The organism is Fictibacillus sp. S7, assembly GCF_004127935.1.
Taxonomy (GTDB): domain Bacteria; phylum Bacillota; class Bacilli; order Bacillales; family Fictibacillaceae; genus Fictibacillus_C; species Fictibacillus_C enclensis.
Window position 1 is genome coordinate 1,056,913 of the sequence record NZ_QJKL01000001.1, and the last position, 20,706, is coordinate 1,077,618.

The 20,706-nt window shown below is 38.8% G+C and carries 16 protein-coding genes and 1 pseudogene; 1 reads left to right on the top strand and 16 read right to left on the bottom strand.

Annotation, left to right across the window (positions count from 1 at the left end):
• Window positions 1–214: 214 nt before the first annotated feature.
• From DMO16_RS05390 to DMO16_RS05460, 15 genes are all read right to left on the bottom strand, one after another.
• Window positions 215–1,714, bottom strand: a complete 1,500-nt coding sequence (locus DMO16_RS05390; RefSeq protein WP_129475845.1) for a multicopper oxidase family protein — start codon at window positions 1,712–1,714, stop codon at window positions 215–217.
• A gap of 745 nt (window positions 1,715–2,459) precedes the next feature.
• The gene (locus DMO16_RS05395; protein ID WP_129475846.1) at window positions 2,460–2,714 is read right to left on the bottom strand and encodes a hypothetical protein; all 255 of its coding nucleotides are present in this window, start codon (window positions 2,712–2,714) and stop codon (window positions 2,460–2,462) included.
• 466 nt (window positions 2,715–3,180) lie between these two features.
• Entirely contained in the window at window positions 3,181–3,567 is a 387-nt protein-coding gene (locus DMO16_RS05400; protein WP_129475848.1) for a DUF1259 domain-containing protein, read from the bottom strand.
• Between the two features lie 964 nt (window positions 3,568–4,531).
• Complete coding sequence (locus DMO16_RS05405; RefSeq protein WP_129475850.1) at window positions 4,532–6,112, bottom strand: hydantoinase/oxoprolinase N-terminal domain-containing protein; 1,581 nt, start codon at window positions 6,110–6,112, stop codon at window positions 4,532–4,534.
• The gene (locus tag DMO16_RS05410) at window positions 6,112–7,206 is read right to left on the bottom strand and encodes a DUF917 domain-containing protein (RefSeq protein WP_129475852.1); all 1,095 of its coding nucleotides are present in this window, start codon (window positions 7,204–7,206) and stop codon (window positions 6,112–6,114) included. The genes DMO16_RS05405 and DMO16_RS05410 overlap by 1 nt, the downstream gene beginning before the upstream one ends.
• Window positions 7,207–7,518: 312 nt before the next feature.
• Window positions 7,519–8,241, bottom strand: coding sequence for an aspartate/glutamate racemase family protein (locus DMO16_RS05415; protein WP_129475854.1), 723 nt, complete (start codon window positions 8,239–8,241; stop codon window positions 7,519–7,521).
• Between the two features lie 84 nt (window positions 8,242–8,325).
• Window positions 8,326–9,921, bottom strand: coding sequence for a hydantoinase/oxoprolinase family protein (locus DMO16_RS05420; RefSeq protein ID WP_129475856.1), 1,596 nt, complete (start codon window positions 9,919–9,921; stop codon window positions 8,326–8,328).
• A complete protein-coding gene (locus DMO16_RS05425) occupies window positions 9,918–11,036 on the bottom strand; it encodes a DUF917 domain-containing protein (protein ID WP_129475858.1) in 1,119 nt (372 codons plus the stop codon). The genes DMO16_RS05420 and DMO16_RS05425 overlap by 4 nt, the downstream gene beginning before the upstream one ends.
• 3 nt (window positions 11,037–11,039) lie before the next feature.
• Window positions 11,040–12,374 (bottom strand): purine-cytosine permease family protein, encoded by a 1,335-nt coding sequence (locus tag DMO16_RS05430; protein ID WP_129475860.1) that lies wholly within the window; start codon window positions 12,372–12,374, stop codon window positions 11,040–11,042.
• A gap of 179 nt (window positions 12,375–12,553) precedes the next feature.
• Complete coding sequence (locus tag DMO16_RS05435) at window positions 12,554–14,140, bottom strand: PucR family transcriptional regulator (protein WP_129475862.1); 1,587 nt, start codon at window positions 14,138–14,140, stop codon at window positions 12,554–12,556.
• Window positions 14,141–14,452: 312 nt separating this feature from the next.
• Window positions 14,453–14,800, bottom strand: a complete 348-nt coding sequence (locus tag DMO16_RS25390; protein WP_129480315.1) for a tripartite tricarboxylate transporter permease — start codon at window positions 14,798–14,800, stop codon at window positions 14,453–14,455.
• A 604-nt stretch (window positions 14,801–15,404) separates the two neighbouring features.
• Window positions 15,405–16,073 carry a GntR family transcriptional regulator gene (locus tag DMO16_RS05445; protein WP_129475864.1) on the bottom strand — a complete coding sequence of 223 codons (669 nt, stop codon included), beginning with the start codon at window positions 16,071–16,073 and terminating at the stop codon, window positions 15,405–15,407.
• A gap of 39 nt (window positions 16,074–16,112) precedes the next feature.
• Entirely contained in the window at window positions 16,113–16,889 is a 777-nt protein-coding gene (gene iolB, locus DMO16_RS05450) for a 5-deoxy-glucuronate isomerase (protein WP_241840462.1), read from the bottom strand.
• A 100-nt stretch (window positions 16,890–16,989) separates the two neighbouring features.
• Window positions 16,990–18,150 (bottom strand): M24 family metallopeptidase, encoded by a 1,161-nt coding sequence (locus DMO16_RS05455; RefSeq protein ID WP_164988861.1) that lies wholly within the window; start codon window positions 18,148–18,150, stop codon window positions 16,990–16,992.
• A gap of 19 nt (window positions 18,151–18,169) precedes the next feature.
• Window positions 18,170–19,498: an MFS transporter gene (locus DMO16_RS05460; RefSeq protein ID WP_129475871.1), complete on the bottom strand. Its 1,329-nt coding sequence runs from the start codon at window positions 19,496–19,498 to the stop codon at window positions 18,170–18,172.
• Window positions 19,499–19,789: 291 nt separating this feature from the next.
• On the opposite strand from DMO16_RS05460, the pseudogene DMO16_RS24815 reads away from it, so the two are divergent.
• Window positions 19,790–19,942: pseudogene (locus DMO16_RS24815) on the top strand (IS3-like element ISBsp3 family transposase); the annotation flags it as partial.
• Window positions 19,943–20,198: 256 nt separating this feature from the next.
• Here DMO16_RS24815 and DMO16_RS05470 read toward each other — a convergent pair.
• Window positions 20,199–20,462 carry a hypothetical protein gene (locus tag DMO16_RS05470; protein WP_206738061.1) on the bottom strand — a complete coding sequence of 88 codons (264 nt, stop codon included), beginning with the start codon at window positions 20,460–20,462 and terminating at the stop codon, window positions 20,199–20,201.
• Window positions 20,463–20,706 lie beyond the last annotated feature (244 nt).

Genomic DNA, 20,706 nt, shown 5'->3' on the forward strand with positions numbered 1-20,706 from the left:
AAGTTTCGGTGTCTACAACTATAAATAGAGGAAAGAATCAAGGCCCAAATCTTAGCCGTTAAACATAGAAAAATTGCCTTAAGGCGATTAGAAACAACTTAAAGTTGTTTTATTATATGTTAGCTATTTAAAAAAGCTCTCTACAGCCTAAGAGAGCTTTTCTTTTGATTTTTTGATATAAAGTTACAAGCCTTCGTTTTCCAATGAAATTTATTTATCTGTTTGATTTGTGTCTTTTGGGGTTGGAGGGTATGATTTTTAACGGTCTCATCATGTCATGGTCTTCATGTTCTAACCGATGACAGTGCCATACGTAGTCTCCAGAAAATGGCTGAAACTTCATGATGATTCGTACGGTTTCTCCTGGACCCACTAGAACAGTATCTTTCAAACCAAAATCAGCTGGGAGAGGAGCTACCAAGTTTCCATTTTGATCATAACGATCAAGGACACGAAAATTAACCAGATGTACATGAATAGGATGAATTCCAGGGGTTAAATTCACTAACTCCCATATTTCAACAGAATTAAGTAAGGGTGTTTCTGTTGCTGGGTCCATCCACTCCTTATCGTCAAATAAAAGCATAAGGCGTCCAAATTCGTCTTGCGAGTCATTTAATGTTAATCGTCTTATCTTTTTCACTTTATTTAATGGAATACGATCAATATGGCCCAAGAAAGATGGAAGTCTGCTCTGATCAGGACAAGATAAAAATTTAGTTACTTGGAATTTCATTATCTCGCCGGTTGGATTTTCTGATTCAAAACCATCTTGTAATATTACATTTATCCCTTCTAACCCTGAAAAATCAATAACAATATCAATTCGTTCAGCTGGTGAAACATCCAAACTTTTCACTTTAATTGGACGTGAAAGAAGGCCACCATCAGTTCCAATTAAAGCAAAAGGGCGCAAGTTGCTTAATCGGAACTGATATGTTCGAGTATTGGAAGCGTTTAATAAACGGAATCTATATTTGCGAGGCTCTACTTTTAAAAATGGCCAGACTTTCCCGTTAACTGTAATGGTATCCCCTAAAAATGAAGGAACAATTGAAGGGTATGGTAAATTAGGGGATGGATTGTCTGGTTGTGCAGGATAAAAGAGCGAACCGTCAGGATTAAATGTTTTATCTTGGATAATGAGAGGGACCTCATATTTACCCTTAGGAAGTGACAGTGATCTTTCTTGCTCGTCACGAATGAAGTAAAGTCCTGCAAGACCTGCATACACATTCAGACGAGTAATCCCAAGTGCATGGTCATGATACCAGAGAGCAGTAGCTCTCTCCCGATTCGTATAATAATAAATTTCTTTCATAAAGTGGGGACCTGTTTGTCGAAAATCTCTTGTAAACCAAGCTTCCGGATGACCATCACTAGCTGGTTCTGAGGGGCTTCCATGCAGGTGCACAACGGTTCTTACTTCTGGATTGTGACTAGCTCCGTGAATGGTTTTATCAACTGGTAAAAAGTGTTTTAACGGTAAGTGGTTTGTCCATCTCACATATATAGGCTGATTTTTTTCTACATCAAAAGTTGGACCTGGTACTAGCCCATTATAGCCCCATACCTTCGTTTTAGGTAAATCCCTATGAAACTTGTGTAATGTTTCAATCATCCGAACATCATAAAATGGCTTATCTTCATACATTCCCTTCGGCCTGATTATTGAGGGAATTGGAAGGGCATCAACAAATTTTTTTAATTTCAAACATTTTTATCTCCTTTTATTTAACAGAATATATTAATGGATTATATCCTATTAAATAAATATTTTTTTGCCTGTATACCTGTCCATATTTATTAGATTAAAAACGATTATGTATACGGTATACAAAGTTAGTTTCATAAGGTGCTTTATAGGAAAAAAACACAAAAACAGTATAAATCTTATAAAAAATAGTGCCAGTTCAAACCATATTCATTATTTCGCATACTATAAAAGTGAGCATCCTCCTGCTCTTCCAATAGATCAGTTCTTATATTGCTATTAGGTTGAAAAAACTACTGATATCTGATGAGTCAGTGGTTTTTTCCTGTTTTTAGAGTGTATAGAATATACATTTGTAGTTAACATAATGGTGGTTTTCGGAAGCCATAAAAAGAACCATAAAGGGAAAAGCAAACCTACTGAAGGTCGGCTTTTAAAAAACTGTCCTAATGACAGTTTTATTTATACGGGTATTATCTGTTTATAGGACGGTGAATCACCATGCTAGTGATGGATTTTTACCATACTTTTCATTTAAAGGGAAATAGTAGTGGCATCGATTGGCGAGTGGCTTCAAAGTTTACCATGGTATATCGAAGGGACAATTTTGTTTTGCTTGGGCGCAGCTGGAGCCTGGGTTGGTGGCAAGGTCCGAACCCGGAAGAGGCAGGCTGAAAAATGAAAAAAGAGTAGTTAACATAATGGCAGTTTTCGGCTTCAAAAAAACTGATTCGCTTTAGGCAAATCAGTTTTTTGCTTTTAGTAATCTATAATTTCTTCTGTATTTGGAGGACGTTTTTAGTTCCTCCACCTCTTGATCTGTAAGCTTCTTCTTACCAGTAAGATGATTTACTATTTCTTTATCTGTAAATTCCTTAGTCGTATGTGCTTTTTCCTCAGTCATGTCTGGATCAAAAACTGAGCCGAAGGTTATCCCTTTAACAAAGGATTTCGCAGCCTCCTTAGCAACACTTGGTTTCTTTGCTTTGTCGATATCCATTTTGCTCCTTCCCTTCTATAATTTACGAAATAAACGATTCTTAGTTTCCATATTTCGGTATATATTTGTGTTTTCCCTTCAATTTTATTGACTAGTTAACATAATCGTAGTTTGAGGAATCAAAAAGAACCGATCTTTTGTAGATCGGTTTCGTTTTTGCTCTTCAACTATCGCACCCGAGTGTTGAATAAGAACCTGCTCTACGTGTGCGAATTGAGGCGCTAATTAAGGTGGTAAAAGTGGTGTTTTTTAACCAAAACACTTATATACCAATAAAAAATTGCAACGAATTACGCTGCGATTCATAGTGCTAATTACTATGCGAATTGGGTTGTTTTTTCTCGTTTTCTCCCTCAATAGAGATTGTCTGGACGTTTTTCATAAAAGTATCCGTTTGGGGAAGATAGAGAATTCTTCTATTGAGTGTTGGTTGTATCTCGTAAAAGCGCATTTTCCAACTATACGACTAAAGACATCTTAACGCTCTTATGACTTTCCTTGCAAAATTCAGTGGATCATCAACATCTTCAATATTAACGTAAATCAAATTTGGGTCATCAAACAACCACTCGTTGTGTATTGACGAAACTTCTATTCCTTGATTAATAATTGCACTAACAAATCCAGCTACTTCTTTTTGCAAGAGTGCTATCCTACCTAGACATAAAGCTCTTCCACATTTATCTCTAGATTCATATGAGAAAGAAGTTGTAACTCTAAATCGTTTTCCCATGATAGTTGCATTAATATCTTCTCGACTTATTGTTGCCACACATTTTCCACCGGCGAATCCCGCTTGTCCACCGATAATTCTTGCAAACTTTTGACAAGTTGATTCTTCATTCATCTTCATAAATTTATTCACTCCTTTCACTATTAGGTTATGAAAGATTGAATTGATTCGAAATGGACATTAATCTAATCGTTCACAAGAAAGATTTTGTTAAACTAATGAACGGAGTTATATAAATCAAGTGCTGAAAGTGGTTTTTCACATCAAAAATTTTAAATATATTCTTCATATGTACAAACTCATTATTCAACAATCTGGCCCGATTGTTGAATAAGATAGTAAGAATAAGAGACCCAAAAATGGATCTCTTGCATAACTTATTCTATTAACAAATCTGTTAGAATTCCTACAAAAAATTATGTTTAAGCTTTTTTAAAAATTAAATTATACTGGTGGTCAAAATGTGGTCAATGAGCATTTTGACTAATAAAACTGACCACCATAACAAAAAAATAAAACCCCCTAATACCAATGGTGTCAAGGGGTTTCAGGTTTTAATATATGCTCATGTATTGTTCGCGTGCCCAAGGGTGAACTTGTGTACGGAACATATCTCACCCATTTTTTTCTTTTTAAAGTATGCTCAAATTGCTGTAAAATCAGCTTTTATACTTTTTTGGTTTTTAAAATATTTCATATCTTTTTAAATTATTTTGGTCCGACTAAATTAAAGGATATTAAAGATTTATTAAGGATTTATAAATTATTTACCTTGTTAATCCTCCACAATTGCCTGTTCGGTAAGAGCCTTTTGGGTTTATGGTGAACTTTGCCTTGCCTTCCGTAATTGGACCATATGGAAAACCATATGGCGCTACGTCCATCTATAAGAACAAGGCGGTGTTAGCTGCCCGTGCAAATCATTTGTCCAGTAAAACACTCGTCCTCCAGCTCTCTATAGTCTTCCATCTTTCTCCTGAATATTTGACTTTTTTCCACAAGATAAACACCTCTACTAAATAGCATTGAGGGAGGTGTTTTGCACATACTAGGTTAAAAGTCAGTCGAGCACCACTGACAAGCCTCAGACCCACTCATTGACTTCCTCTTTCGCTAAATCCCCGGCAGCTTTGACACGAATTCGAGTCGCATTGCCAGGCATGTATGCAAGCGGAACATCTTCCACATCAACAATAACGAGAGTTTCTGGATCCGCACCAGCATTTGTCGCTTCAGATTTCGCTTGTTCTTTGGCCATTTCCAAAGCTTTTTCTCTTCCAACACCATCTAAAGCATAAACCTTTTCAATTTGTCCGCTGACCTGTGCGATAGCAGCACCGATAGCATTTGCCACACCGGAATGCTGAGGACGAATAACTTGAGATGCACCTTTTAATTCTTCTGGTAGTAAAATGCTGCCGCCTCCAACAAGTATGACGGGTACGGGTGCTGCACTTGTTTTCATCCTATCAATGGCTTCTTCTACAAGATCTACCATCTTAAGATAAACTTTATTTAAAAGTTCCTTATCAAGATGAGCAACCTTGGAGGGATCACCCAAATTTACCTTACCAAGAGCGACGACTACATCCGTAGTGGTTAAGGTATCTCCTCCAAAAATTAAGCTTTTTTCAGGCAGACGATACCCCACACTATCCGGTCCAACTGTGAAGTCGCCGTTGTCCTGTATTCTGATGATTGTGCCTCCTCCAAGGCCAATTGAGATAAGATCCGGCATCCGGAAGTTTGTACGAGCCCCTCCAATCTCTACCGCTAAGGAAGATTCTCTAGGGAACGATTGAACTAAGACACCAACATCGGACGTTGTGCCACCAACGTCCACAACAATAGCGTCAGAGATTTCACTCAAATAGGATGCTCCTCTCAAAGAGTTCGTTGGGCCGCAAGCTATGGTAAAAATGGGGTATTTAACAGCGTAATCTACAGACATTAATGTGCCATCATTTTGTCCAAAAAAGACTTTAGCATCAATTCCTTCATTTTTTAGTGCATTGATAAATCCCTCTGCTGCTGTCTTAGCTACGTTTACGACCGCTGCATTGAGTATTGTAGCATTTTCTCTTTCCAACAAACCTACTGAGCCAATTTCTGATGATAAAGAAACGGAAATCTCGTCTCCGAGCAGCTCTCTTAAGATTTCACTTGCTCGCTGTTCATGTTTTTGCGACACTGGTGAAAAAACTGAAGTGATGGCGACGGAATCCACATTTCCTTTGATTTCTTCTGCTATTCGATAGAGATGTTCTTCATCTAAAGAAACAATCTCCCGTCCATCAAACTCATGCCCCCCACGGATGAGAAATACATACTTTCCAAGTGCTTCGCAAAGGTCATCAGGAACGCCAATGAGCGGTTTTACTGCCAATGTAGCCGGAGCGCCGATGCGGATAGCCGCAATTTTATTTAATCTTTTTCTCTCAACAATGGCGTTAGTGCAATGAGTTGTCCCTAGCATGGCATATTTGATTTGCTCCCTGGGAACGTTGGCATCTTGGATGATATTTTTCATGGCAGTATAGATACCAGTTGCTACATCTTCAGTTGTCGGTGATTTTGTTTCCGAAATCACCCGATTATTTTGATCTAAAAGTACAGCATCCGTATGGGTTCCCCCTACGTCTATTCCAATACGATAAATGCCCATTATAATGTCACTCCTTGTTTTGCAAGTTCTTCAACTGGAACATAATCAACATCATAGCCAAAGTATTTAGGACCTACTGTTTCAATGCCCTTTTTCGTTCTCCATTTCGGATGGCAAGGCATTCCGATTACTACGCACCTCGCACCGTATCGGATTCCTTCAGTTGTTATTGGAAGGCCAGTATCCGAATCAAGTACAGCGATTAAATCGGGTGTGATACAAAGAAGGCGCTGATCTGTTTGAGCAAGTAAATGCTCATTTTGGAAGCGAACCTCAAGTGTTTCTCCCTTATAATCATTGATCCCTTCGAATGTCGCCACTCCCCTTGCAAAGCCGGTTTCTGTCTTTCGGTTTATATCGCTGACTTTGCCACGAAACAATTCAAAACCCCCAGCCTGTTTCAAAACCTCTTTTATTGGGTCTGCATTGTTTTGTTTTGCAAGTCTTATCGCTTTGCCTAAATCCTCTTCCAATTTTAAGATATTTCTAATTCCGCTTTCTTTAAGATTCTTGCCAGTCATTGGATAAATGGCAGTCATGACCGTACCACCCATTTCAATCGTTGAGGCGCGGGCGATACGCTCTGTCCAGACATTGTTGATAGTCGATAAAAGGGAGGTATTTCCTTTCTCATCCGCAAGAACCATAGGGGTTGCTGAAATCCCGTCTAGATAAAAAGTAACCATTTGTAATTCTGGAAATGCTCTTCCCATACCGTCTACATCAACCACAGGCAACCCCAGCTTTGCTGCTAGTGCTAATGGTAGCATCGAATTAAGTCCACCCGCTTCAATCGGCATTGTTGCGAAGATTTTTTTCCCTAAATAAGACTCAAGGTTTTTAAAAGCACTGATTGCTTCTTCACCACTCGGGGCTTTTTCAAGCATTACAGTTGGTGCTCCCATCATGGCAGATGGTACAACTACGGCATCATCAGGTACTTCATCGACGTCCAATAACGTGATTTCTCCATATTCTTCAATAGCTTGCAAGGCCATAAGCTTGCCAATATAAGGATCTCCTCCCCCGCCTGTACCTAGTAAAGCAGCACCCACTGCAATATCTTCTATTTCTTTTTTTCCTAATTTCCTCATCTTCTAAAAACCTCCAATATTCTGAAATATAATGAAATTGTTTTTAGCTGATCTTTCCACACATTAAAGTTACAGTCAAGTAAAGCGATTGTTTCTACATATTCGATATTTTCTACAAACTCTTTATAGCATCTTTTTGTGCACCTTTTTTAAGTTTCTTTAACGGTCAGCGTCAGTCAAATCGAAAGGCGTAAGAACTGCTTGACCAGGAAAATAAAACAGGACATTTCAAAATGTCCCATTCAATATTTATTCTATTAGACCACCGCCTGTGCGTCCTCAAGTTCTCAGGAAACTACAATGCATAGGTTATCAGTTTTTCACTCTTTCTTTAGAAGGTGGTGTCATGTATGTCAAACGGCTTTGTTTTACTCCCATCGCAATAAAACTTTCGAGCATTCTTGTTGCGGCGAACACTGGATCAATTACAGGAACATCATATCCGTTTTCCTTCAGGCGTGCCTGTAGTTCCGCTGCAACACCCATAAAACCGGTACAGCCTAAAACCAAAGCATGTGCGTTATCTTGTTCGATAGCTTTTACCATTTCTTCGTACAATCCGCTTTTCAACTTTTCTTTATTCTGAACTTCCAAAACTGGAATATTTACATATCGTACAGAAGCTAAATTACCATTTACTCCTACTGTTTTGCTTATGTTTTCAATCATAGGCACAACGTTTGGCAGTACGGTTACAACCGAAAAGGATTTAGCCAAAGAGCTGGCAAATAGCATGGACGATTCACATGCACCTACAACGGGAATATCCAAGATTTCTCTGGCAGGCTTTACACCGGGATCTCCAAAACAATCACTGATGACGCCATCATATCCATCTTCTTCTGCCTCTTTTGCTTTTTCCAAAAAGTTAGGAACACATAACGCTTCATCATATTCACTTTCAACTGATGCCGGTCCATAATCAAGGCTCGTAACTCCTACTTCTGTTGAATCGGAAGCATAATGTTTTACTTCTTCTCTAATTTCTTTGTTAAAGATATCAGATGTTATAGGCATAATTACTTTAATTTTCATTGATTTGCACTCCCCTTTTTTAGTTTCGCCTTACCCAAATAGCCTCGGTTTACTTTTTTAATAAATATAAACATAACACTATAATCAGATAATAATTTCTTCTTGTTTAAATACAAGTTCCCCAGCGGCCTTGGCTCTAATTCTTACTACATTCGATGGTACATAGGCCATAGGTACTTCTTCCAAGTCTATCAACTCGACAGATGAGGGGTTGGCACCTGCATCAATTGCTTTTTGTTTAACCTGTTTCATAGCTAGTTCAATGACTTTTTCACGGTTGCCACCCTCGGTGGAAAACATTTTATCAATCTCACCGCTAACCTGGGCAATTGCTGCACCTAAAGCATTTGCACATCCGGAATTTTCTGGAAGGATAACTTCTGAAGCGCCTTCTATTTTACCTTGCATAAGAATGGCACCCCCGCCTACAAGTACAACAGGGATTTCCTGACTGTTTGTTTTTATTTTATCAATCGCAATGGACACTTGTTCCTGGATGACTTCTATAGCACCTTTCCATATGGATGGATCCAAGGATTCAATCCTTGTAGGGTTACAAGCAGGATGATCAATTTTTACCAAACCTGATGCGATCATACAATCGGTAGCCGTTAATGTGGACCCTCCAAATACGATACTTTCGTTTGTGATGTTATATCCTACACTATCAGGGCCAACAGTAATTACCCCGTCTTTCTCCCGTACAATACTGCCGCCACCAATTCCTATTGAAATAATGTCAGGCATTCGGAAGTTTGTTCGAACCCCACCAATATCTACAGCAACGGCGGATTCCCGCGGAAACCCTTTTATCAATATTCCTACATCAGTAGTAGTTCCGCCAATATCACATACAATACAATCTTTTAGGGTACTCAAATGGGCTGCACCCCGTATACTGTTTGTAGGACCTGAACCAATTGTCAAAATTGGATATTTTTTAGCATAGTCCATCGACATTAACGTTCCATCGTTTTGTGCAAAATAGATATTTGCATTAATTTGATAACGTTGTAGCGCTTTTTCAAGACCCCTGGATACCATTTCTGCGACTTTTACGAGGGACGCGTTCAGAGCTGCAGAATTTTCCCTTTCCAATAAACCCAAATTGCCAATTTCGGATGAAAGAGTCACCGGGAAATCGCCTCCAAATCTCTCTTTTACCAAATCAGCAAAGTCTTTCTCGTAATTATCAAGTACAGGTGAAAAAATGGAGGTGATGGCAATTGATTCAGCGCCGGATTTCTCGATTTCATCCAGGACCTGGTTACATTCCTCGATAATCAGTCCTGGCTTGTTTAAAGGTCTTCCATTAAATTCGCAGCCACCATGTAATAAGTAATACTGATTTCCCACCGCTTCTTTCAGTGAATCATCCCAGGTAAACATAGGTTCAATGGATTGCCCAGCTGGTAAACAAATCCGAACAACCGCAATTTTTGCCAATCGTTTTTTCTCGATAATCGCATTTGTAGCATGCGTAGTACCCAGCATCACATATTTTATTTTTCCAAAGTTGATTGAGGTATTGGATAGTACTTGATCCAGGGCGTTAAAAATACCAGTTTCAACGTCCGAAGTTGTAGGGGCTTTAGTCGCTTGAATGACCTGGTTTTGCTCATCTAGAATGACCGCATCTGTATTTGTGCCGCCTACATCTATTCCTATTTTATAAATCATCTCACAGACTCCTTTCTTTTATGAATATCCTCTAATCGCTGATAATCATACTCGTAGCCAAAATAACGAGGACCCCACACCTCGAGAGCTGCCTCACTTCTCATAATAGGTGGTGTTGGAATTCCTAAACATAATACCCGGAAACCGTATTTCAGTCCTTCTGTTGTGATCGGAGAACCTGTTTCCAAATCAAGAAAACTGATAAGATCAGGTACCATGGCAACAGGCTGAGAGCCAATTTTGGCAATTAAATTTTCATTTTGGAAATCAACATGCAGGTGTTTTCCATCAAATTCGTCAAAGCCCTCTATCACTGTTTTCCCCCGGACAAATCCATCTGTTGATCGTCTCTCTACATCAATAATTTTGCCTTTGAATAAAACGATGGCTTCTCCGTAAATCGATTCTTTCGTTACCTGTTGAATGGCCTTTATCGGGTCTGTCTTTTGTTCCTGGGCTGTTCGAACCGCTTTACCCAGTTGGATGCATAAGCTGATCGTATTCGGAATGGCTGTCCGCTTCACTTCAGAGCCGGTCATGGCGTAATCTGCAATATGTGCTACTCCACCCATTCGGACAGCGATCCCCCGTGATATATATTCCAACATGTCATTATCCAGAGTGTCTAACACGCAATGGTCACCGCGTTCGTTGTAGAGCCCCATTGGTGTCCCTTTGACTCCGTATATATTGAAGGTTTCCATTTGCAACTCAGGGAATGCCCTACCCATCCCATCTCCATCTACAATAGGAATACCTGCTTCTGATGCAACAACAAATGGAATGGTAGAATTCAAGCCGCCGCATTCAATCGGCATGGTAGCAAAAGCTTTCTTGCCAAAATGGTTTTCTAAAAGTTGCATGGATTTAAGGGCTTCATCCCCATTTGGAATTTTCTCTATCATTATCGTTGGAGCCCCCATCATCGCTGTTGGGATAACCAATTCTTCGTCAGGAACTTCTGATGGATCTATTAGTTTAATTGGGCCATTTTTGCGGATGGATTTTTGGACCATTAACTTTCCAAGATAAGGATCGCCACCGCCACCTGTACCTAAGATGGCGGCTCCGATGGCTAAATCTTCAATTTCTTCTTCACCTATCCATGTTGCCATTTGTTATCCTCCTATCATTCGTCGAGTTTTATTGTTTTCTAATTTTTTTTGATTTGAAATAGTATCGATTATCTTCATTCCAATATAGTAGACGATTGCACTAACAAGGATGGAAGTTAGCGAAGGAATGCCTCCTTTAATCAAATAACCCGATAAAAACCCTAGTGCCCAGGCGATAAGAGAGACCGGGTTGATATTTTCATAGGTTTCAGGGAGAGTGCCTTTATTCCTGCTTTCATCCAGCACCTGTCTGCTTCGCTTCAAAATAAAATAATCCACAACCATTATCCCTGCAATAGGTGGTACCCAAATACCAAGAAAAACTAAGAAAGCTACGAACTTGTCTAAAATTCCTATGATGGAAAGAAATGTTCCTATTACTCCGATAATTAACGTTACGACGCCCCTATTAATTTTCTTGTTAAAGAAGGTGTTGATTACATTGGTAACACCTAGGGAGGAAGAATATAAATTGAGATCATTAATTTTGACTGTTGCAAAAGCAACAATGGCTGCTCCCAGCACTCCAGTTAGCTGAAGCACAATTGACATAATATCACTATCTTTAACTGCATGAGCCATTAGAACTGCAATCAGATTCACACCTAATTCTCCAAGAAATGTCCCAATTAATGTGATCCAAAAAACATCCTTACCCGAACGGGCATACCTGGTCATATCAGGTGTGGTAACACAGCCAACAATGAATCCCCCGGCAACCATCGTTGTCGCAGCACCTAATGTAAGAGCAGGTCCAGGTGTAGGAGATGAAATTAAACTGGATAACGAGTGATTTTCCAACACTTTATAGATGCCATAAGCCATTACGATCAGAAAACCGGGTACAGCAATTTTGGCCGTCCAGCTTAACCATTTAAAACCAAATACCACAATTGCCGTTACAAACAATCCGGTTAGCCCTGCTGCCAAAGGAAATCCTAGGGCCCCGCCTAATGCTGAATCCACACCTTTTGCGAACACAGAATTTTGGACCCCAAACCATCCGACCATGCTGATAGCAAAAACAGCGCTGACAATACCCGAACCATACTTACCAAATCCGGTCCAACGGGTCAGCATGCTGGTTGATAATCCTTCTCGTGCCCCTGCTATCCCAATTAGTAGACTTACAACCTGTAAAATGACACTTCCCAACATAGTGGCCCAAAAGGCTTGCCAAAAGGTCATCCCAAAACCAAGCGAAGCACCCAGCATAAACTGGGATATACAAGTAAATGCCCCAATTCGGACTAAAAGGATCTCCCACATAGGGAGACGGGCATCATTTGGTACTCTTACTAAAGAATAATCATCCGTATTCTTCATGTGTTCAGCCATCGGCGTCATCCTCCTTCAAATGTATTCAGTACAAACTTTCCACAAAAATGGTGAGGATATTTAATGGGATGTAAACATCTTACTTTATAATATAACTTATAGTTTGATTTTTTTGAACATTTCAAATTTATAAAAATAAGCGCTATCCTTTGTGCAAGTGCACAAAACATAGCGCTTTTTCATTTTCTTAATAAAATTGCCAGCTCATATTGAAGCCGGTAGGGACTTTCAAATGGATTCATCTTTAAAATATCTTTAATTCTTTGTCTTCGATAATTTAAGGTATTTCGATGTATATTTAGTTTTTTGGATAAATACGTAATATCTTCGGTGAATAACATATATTCTAATGTCTCTATCAGGTCTGTTTGGTATTGACGATCATATTGTTCTAGTGGATCCAGTAAATTTCTTAATTGATTAATTTGTGGATTATGAAAGTTCTCCTCTAAAAAGGAAAATAGCGGTACAGTCGGTGCAAATAATATGTGCGGCAACACAGGATACTTTAATTGGAATGACACGATACTTAATACTTGTTTGTATAATTCTCTTCCTTCTAAAATAATGTTATCCGATTCTTGTGTGTAAGCAATATTGATTTTGTTGACACTCTGTTCCATTAAAATAATATACAACTCTTCAAATATGTTTTGGTAATAATGGTCATACCCTAATGTCTTTCCCTGTGGCCGCTTAAGTAACATTAATATCCTTTGGCCATATATAAAGGATATACTCTCATTACCTTTTTTTGCGAAAAATCTTTGTATTAATGTGTGAACTCTATCAAGTTCCATTTCATCTTCATTAACATTCAAAATAGATATCCCTACAACTTCTCCCATATTCCAACCTAAATTAACTGCTCTCTCATTAAATATCTCAGGTGTAATTCCATCTCCAGTAAGCCACTGATCTATCAGTGTCTTTAGATGGCTCCTCTTCGTTTCCTCGATAACGGCCTTTTGCGAGAAAAAAAGGGCTAAGCTTGTGGATAAATAGTCATAAATTAAACTTTTTAAAGACGAATTCTCATTTCTATTCATTAAGATTAAATAGCCATATATTTTATCGCCCGTTCGTATTGGATAAGCATAAAACTTTACTTGGTTTATTGACCAAGTATACGGGTATTCTTCTTGTGAACTTCGAACTGCATTTATGTTGATATCGGCAGCCTGAAAAATATCAAGGATACTATCTTTATCATGGAATATGCTGGCTAATAGACTGAATTGATGATCAACAATTATTATGTCTTCTTGCAACAATTCACTAATGTTTGAAGCGATCGTTTCTAAACCAAGTTGCAATGCAAGCCACTTATGCAAATGATTTTGGATGTGCAGGGCCTGATGAATCTCTTGCGTCTGCTTTTTTTGAATCCTTTCCATAACTGGCGAGATTATCTCAATATATGCTACTTCCCTTGGGATTTCTATTATCGGGATGGAAAGTTCGTCGGCGATCTTAATCACTTCATTGGGTATGGTATCGTAATACATACCTGGATAACATACTCCCAGCGCGGATACATTTTTTTCATGAATTGTTTTTATTAAATCCAATTGGGCTTCCACATTATTTTTGATCGTATAAAAGGCCGTTAGAAACAACTCTTTCCCTCTGAACCACTCATGAGACTCAGGCACTTCTATAACACTTACATGTTCAATTAATTTATCAACCCCACTGTGGCCGGCAATAATCTTAGCTTTTTGCAGCCCGCCTATATTCATAGCTTCTTTTACGGATATGCTCATCTGACAGCTACCTTCCCTTATCGGCTTAATAGTTCAAATAACGTCATTCAGCCGGATATATCCTTTCTAAAATCTGAAATTTTGATCTATGGCGATACCATATGTAACTTGTCTCTTTGTGTTACGGCCGGTTTTTTTAAAAATATCCTCGGTGTCATCCAGTACGCGTTTGACTACGTTTATCATGGCTCAGAGTTGTAACGAAAGCAATAACCAGTAAGATTAAACTTATAGGACTTGTTATGAACTGCATAAACGAATCCTTCGAGACCATTCCAACAATGTGCATTATTAACCCCTAAAGACCAAAAATCAAAACCAGCAAATATCATTAATTGAGTTGTTGATGGAAAAGGCACCTACTAAACCAAAGATTAATATTAAATTGCTAATGTACAATGACGCGATTACTGCCCAAACAAGAACTGGTTGTTCCGTCATAAGTTGCGGTCTTGGGCGGATACCATACATGATTAGTGCTCCTAATAATACCGCGGTCGTTCCGGATCCTGGACTTCCCAGAGTCAATAATGGGACAAAGTGCTCCGCCTTTCGCTGAGTTCTTGGATGTTTCGGCAGAAGCCTCTCCTTCTTTGCACCTTTACCAAATGTTTCGGGTTTTTTTGATAATCTCTTCTCGGTAGAATAAGAGATAAATATCTAACGTGCTTCCTGAACCAGGAAGAACGCCAGCAATGAATCCTATGATGGATCGGCGCTCAATTGGCCCGACGGATTGCTTTAGATCGCTCTTTGAAGGCATAAGTTTGCCGGTTATTCATAAGAGTTTATCAGATTTGCAAAAAAATAAAATATCGCCATATACTCAGTAGGGCCAAATTTCCCTCTTTAAATATTTTTAAAGCAAAGAACCCTCCTCTACCCTCCTCTTCCTGGCTTTGGCCAAGACAACTATTTTCTTTTTATAGTTATTTATTATGGTAAATTACATTGGTCGTTAAATTGGACATACTTTCCTATATCATTAGCTGGACAAATTCATCTGGGTCCCTGTTTCAGTAAGGTATAATATCCATTGGGTTAGCACATGTAGTGGACATGCCTCCTCTTGATTTTTTGGATAAAGTAGTTTTTCTCGGATTAGTAATATAAACAAAAACACATACGCGTATACGTATGTGTTTCAGCTTGTAGACATGAGACTTTGTCAAGCTGAGACCCCCAAAAGGGGTCTTTTTAGACAGGTATTGAATTCTATACACAGTAAATATCGTTGCATGAAACCATTACTACAATTATTAATCTATAGAAAAAACCTTCTAGTCCTTTGGTGAGAATTACTTATATGAGTCCTCATTAATTTCTCTGCCATTTGATGATTTCGTTCTTTAAGGGCCATGATAATTTCTTGATGCTCGGACCACTCCTTCTTTACCGTTTCTATATCTAAATCCCGACGTGCATAAATCAAGTACCTTTCTATTCTTTGCAAAAACTGTTCAATAAGTTTTCGTAAATTTTCATTGTGAGCATACTTTAAAATCGTACCGTGAAGCTCTACATTCATCTGCATGACCGTTTCCAAGTTGCCTTTACAGCTTTCAATTGAGATATAGCGCTGCTTCATTTCTTCAAGTAGCCAGTTTATTTCGGCTTCAGGGATTAGCAGTGTCGCCTTCCGCGCGGCAAAGCCTTCCAACTCAATCCGTAGCTCATATAATTCATCGAGCTCCTGCAAACTCATTTCTGCAACGGTAACCCCTTTATATGGGATAATGTGTACGAGTCCTTCTGAAGCCAATCGGGTTAGTGCCTCGCGTATCGGGATATTGCTGACATTTAAATCCCGTGCCATTTGGTCAATATTAATCTTTTGTCCTGGTGAAAGACTGTAAGAGTAAATTTGGTCTTTTATTACTGTGTATATGTCTTCAGTAATTAATTTTCGTTTTGTTGGTCCATTCTTTTTCATATACAGTCACCTTGCAATTTTTTGATGTTATTCCCATAATTACTTAAGCCAGATGTGGTCGGGCTCATCATATGGTTTCAAGTTTCTCCCTGTATCTCCGGCCATGAACCACAGATAATACAAACGATATCCGCCCGCGGCGCTAATAGGATGATATCCCTTTTCAATGGCATAACTATCTCCATTTCTTATGATATATGCCTGATCGATACTTTGGTCCTTAGTGTAGTGCATCTGTATACCAAAACCTTGTTCCGGTTGAAATTGATAATGATACACCTCTTCAAAATTCGGCTCTTCTGGATAAAATTCCCCATCGTGCTTATGTGGGGGATAACTTGACCAATTGCCAGTTTCATTGTAGGTCTCACCTAATACCATACGATGTACCCTACCGTCCCCATTTTCAGTAATGATATCATGTACTTCGCGTATCCAGGTATCTTTTCCCCTAAGATTAACAGTAATATCATTAGGTCTAATGACAAAAGGGGAGAATTTGTTTTCTGCTTTTACTTTGCATACTGCGATTTGTAGAAACGTAGTCTCAGCAATTACTAGATATTCCGATTGGTAAGGTATATAAACTACGGTAGCTTTCCCATCAAATACGTCGCTTCTCCCACCTAAATTTCCCCATTTCTCTTGTTCACTGGAAATGGTCGCCATGCCTGATAGAATTACTAAAGCCGTTTCATAATTGCCCGTTTGGGTTGTAAACGTTTCGCCTTCCGTTAAAACTATTTTTCCTAATGCAAGAAAATTTAATATGTCATTATCTTCCTTGATAATATCTTGATAACCTGTTACTTCCAATGATTTAAATAAACACGACATATCCGCTCTCCTATCATAACAAAAAGTTAGAAGAAATAAAGCGGTCAAAACTTGACCGGTTATCTCAAAATATATACTCTTACCAATGATTTCGGTAAGGAAAATTGGTCATTGATTCTGCCCCATCTTTACGAATGACAACGCTATCCTCAATTCTTAATCCACCAACTCCAGGGATCAGTAATGTAATGACATAAGCTAAAGTCTGATTTTCCTTGAGTAGCGATTTCATTCCAGGTGCCAAAATAGGGAGCTCTTCTTCGGGATCCATACCTAGTCCATGACCCACACCTCTACCTTCGCCAGGTGAATGAATATAACCGTATTTAGCTAAAACTTCATTGGCGGGATAGCTAGCTTCTTCCCCAGTTAAACCAGGGCGTAAGTACTTAAATCCAGTTTCATACGCTTCTAAAGCTGCATCGAACATAGCTTGCGCCTCTTTAGATACACTTCCAAAGGTAGCACCACGTGCCATGTCAGATGCGTAACCATTATATCTGCAGCCCATATCTATTAGAAGGGTATCCCCATCCTTAAGCTTCCGATCAGTTGGTCTGGCTAAATAATAATCGGATGAGTTCTCACCAGTTTGTACCATAATATCAAATGCTACGGTATCTGAACCATTGGCAAACATGGCAAGATACGCTTCCTTTGTCAGTTCTTTTTCAGTTGCCCCTTCCCTGGCAGCATCTTTGATTGCTTCAATCCCCAAATCCGCTAAATATCCGGCAACTTTCATGTTTCGAATTTCATTTTCACTTTTAATCGATTTTAATACATCAATGATCACAGTCGGTTCAATTAGAATATCAGGCAATGATTTTTGAACCACATTCCAGAATTCCAATGCCATATACTTGTACCCGGCAATACCGACTCTTTTTACATTACCCGATGCAGCGTACTCATCAAGTACGGGACCTAGATCCTGTCTGATTCCACGGACGTCCTTCACCACCGAAGCTGCTCCGATGGAAGTCAAGCTACTTTCGACAAAAAGAATAGGGTCTCCCTTTAACGGCACTAATACAATTGCAGGGTACGGAAATATCCCATCAAATGCTCGATAATTGGATAACCAGCGAACGTTGCTCATTCGATAACTATCGGACCACGCGATAATAAGATCATATCCTTCTCTGGCCATTTCAGCTTGGGTACTGCGGACACGATCCATGTATTCTTCTTCAGGGATTTCATGGAATTTACTATTTAATTCAATGCTTGAGTGCATGTTAACCATCCTTTTTTCTTTAGTTAGTTTTTGTCTTTAAAGTATTAGGTTCGTTATTTTGTGATGAAACTGTATTCAGATCTTTTCGATAAGTTTCGCTCGCAACAAAGATGGACACAAAACTTATGACGCCTAATATAATCACAAACAATGCGATTGGCCAATAGTGTCCTGACCAAGATAGTAGGGCTGTGGCAATAAAAGGTGTTGGACCGCCTATTAACATACCCGAAAGTTGATAACTGATAGAAGAACCAGTGTATCTTGTTTTTGTGTCAAAACGTTCCGCTATGAAGGCTGACATTGGCGCAAATGTTGCTCCATGTCCGACAGCTATCCATAAAACTAGAGCGATCCATATCAACAGCATATTTTGGGTCTCTACCAACCAGAAAAATGGGAATGAGAATAATACAAAAAATAGAGATCCAGCCATAAAAACAGGTCTTCGACCGACTTTATCAGACAGGGCACCGAACAGAGGAATTGTAAAGAGTTCAACTGCTGCCCCTACAGACACACCTGTTAAAAACAAGGTTTTATCCAAAGACAAATATTGAGTAGCGTATAATAGAACAAAAACATTTGAAATATAATAGCTTGCGTCATTGGCGAAGCGGGATCCCAAGGCAATAAATATATCTTTTTTGGAGGTCTTCCATACTTCTTTTAACGGATTCTTAATTTGATTTCCCGCCTCTTTGGCCTGAAGGAAAGCAGGTGTCTCCATAACTTTTAAACGGATAAACAATCCAGTAGCTACCAAAAGAATACTTAGCAAAAAGGGAATTCTCCATCCCCATGCCAAGAATTGATCCCGTGGAAGAGCTGAAAACGCAGAGAAAACCACAGTTGAAAGTAGAAGTCCTACAGGAACACCCATTTGAGGAAAACTACCGTAAAAACCTCGTTTGTTTTCAGGCGCATGTTCAATTGCCAACAGGACAGCCCCACCCCATTCTCCACCTACGGCTATTCCTTGCACGACTCTAAGTAATAAAAGTAAAATTGGTGCCCATACTCCTATTTGTTCGTAGGAGGGTAAAAAGCCAATAAAGAAGGTCCCGAATCCCATTAACAATAAGCAAATAATCAGTGTGGTTTTACGCCCTAATTTATCCCCATAATACCCAAAAATAATCCCACCAAGCGGTCTCGCAAAAAAACCAGCCCCGAAGGTCGCAAACGCTAACAAAGTACCGACTAGCGGATCATAGTCAGGGAAAAATAGAGTATTAAACACCAAAGCTGCTGCAGTTCCGTAAAGGAACCAGTCGTACCATTCAATTGCTGAGCCAATTAAACTTGCCGTGGCAACTTGTCTCATCTCTTTTTTCGAAAGAGCCATATTTCACCATCTCCCAAGCTAAAATAAATTAAAAAATCATAAATCATGTACGATTTATGATAATCATACATTAAAAGCGCTTTCAAAACAATATATAATTTATAATTTTCTAACTTTTTTGTTAACGTCTGATTATCATTCCACGGAATTAGGTGTTATTGCTGTTTGAATCGTCCGCATGAACTGAACCCCAACTAGTAGACACTTTAAAAAAGTGCCCTATTCGGGGTTTTTTCTATGGAAAAAGCCCGTTATACTAAAACATAATTAATCTGAACGAGAGTTATTATTATGAGTAAAGTCTATTTTAATGAACATCAACGTCAACTGTTAGAATCCAATCCTAATGTTGCTTCAGTATCTGATCGAGCGATTCAATATACACCTGAATTTAAAATTAAAGCAGTGAAAGAGAATTTAGCTGGTAAAAGACCCTATGAACTTCATTGTGGCAATTTGAGCATAACGGAATCCCATTTTCATAGGTATTTGGCCCACCTTTTGATATATATTCAATATGATGTAATTGAACTCGTGAAACCTTACATTTACAGCATCGATGGTTACAATCGACAAGCAATTGATTTTTTACAGCTGATGGGAACGACATATTTACACGCCCTTCTTATTATTTATCTAGAGTTCTATCACAAATCGCACTATAAGAGATAGCTAAGTGAATCGTTTGAAGTTTTTTTATTTATTCAACAAACTTTTTGTAGCCTTCGCTACAAAACCAATCATCTTGACTAGTCCCTTCATATAATGCAGTTTGCCAAGAATTAGGTTGGACCTTTCTTCTGCTCCTTTCTGCTTGTAATGCTAATTGATTCTTTAATTCTTTTTTATTTAGCTGCTTCCAATAATCTGCTTGACCTACAATTTCATCTATTGCGTGCATACTGTAAAGCAGGTTGTACACTGGCGTACCTCTAACAATTGTTTGAACAACCTTTCCTTGCAACTTTTTCCAGAACGGACAGTAATCCCCGGTAGTTCCAATAACAAGTTTACCAAGGAAACCTTTAAGTTATGAGGGGCTATTGAATCATCCATTGTTCATCATATTGCTGCTCAGCTTCCCCCTTTCATTCATGGATTGCAGAAAAATCCGTTCTCCGTTCTACTTGCCACACCATGATAGATTTTCTCATACATTGAAAGGAAGGCCAAACAAGGAACACCCTGAGAGAAGATAATCTCTAATG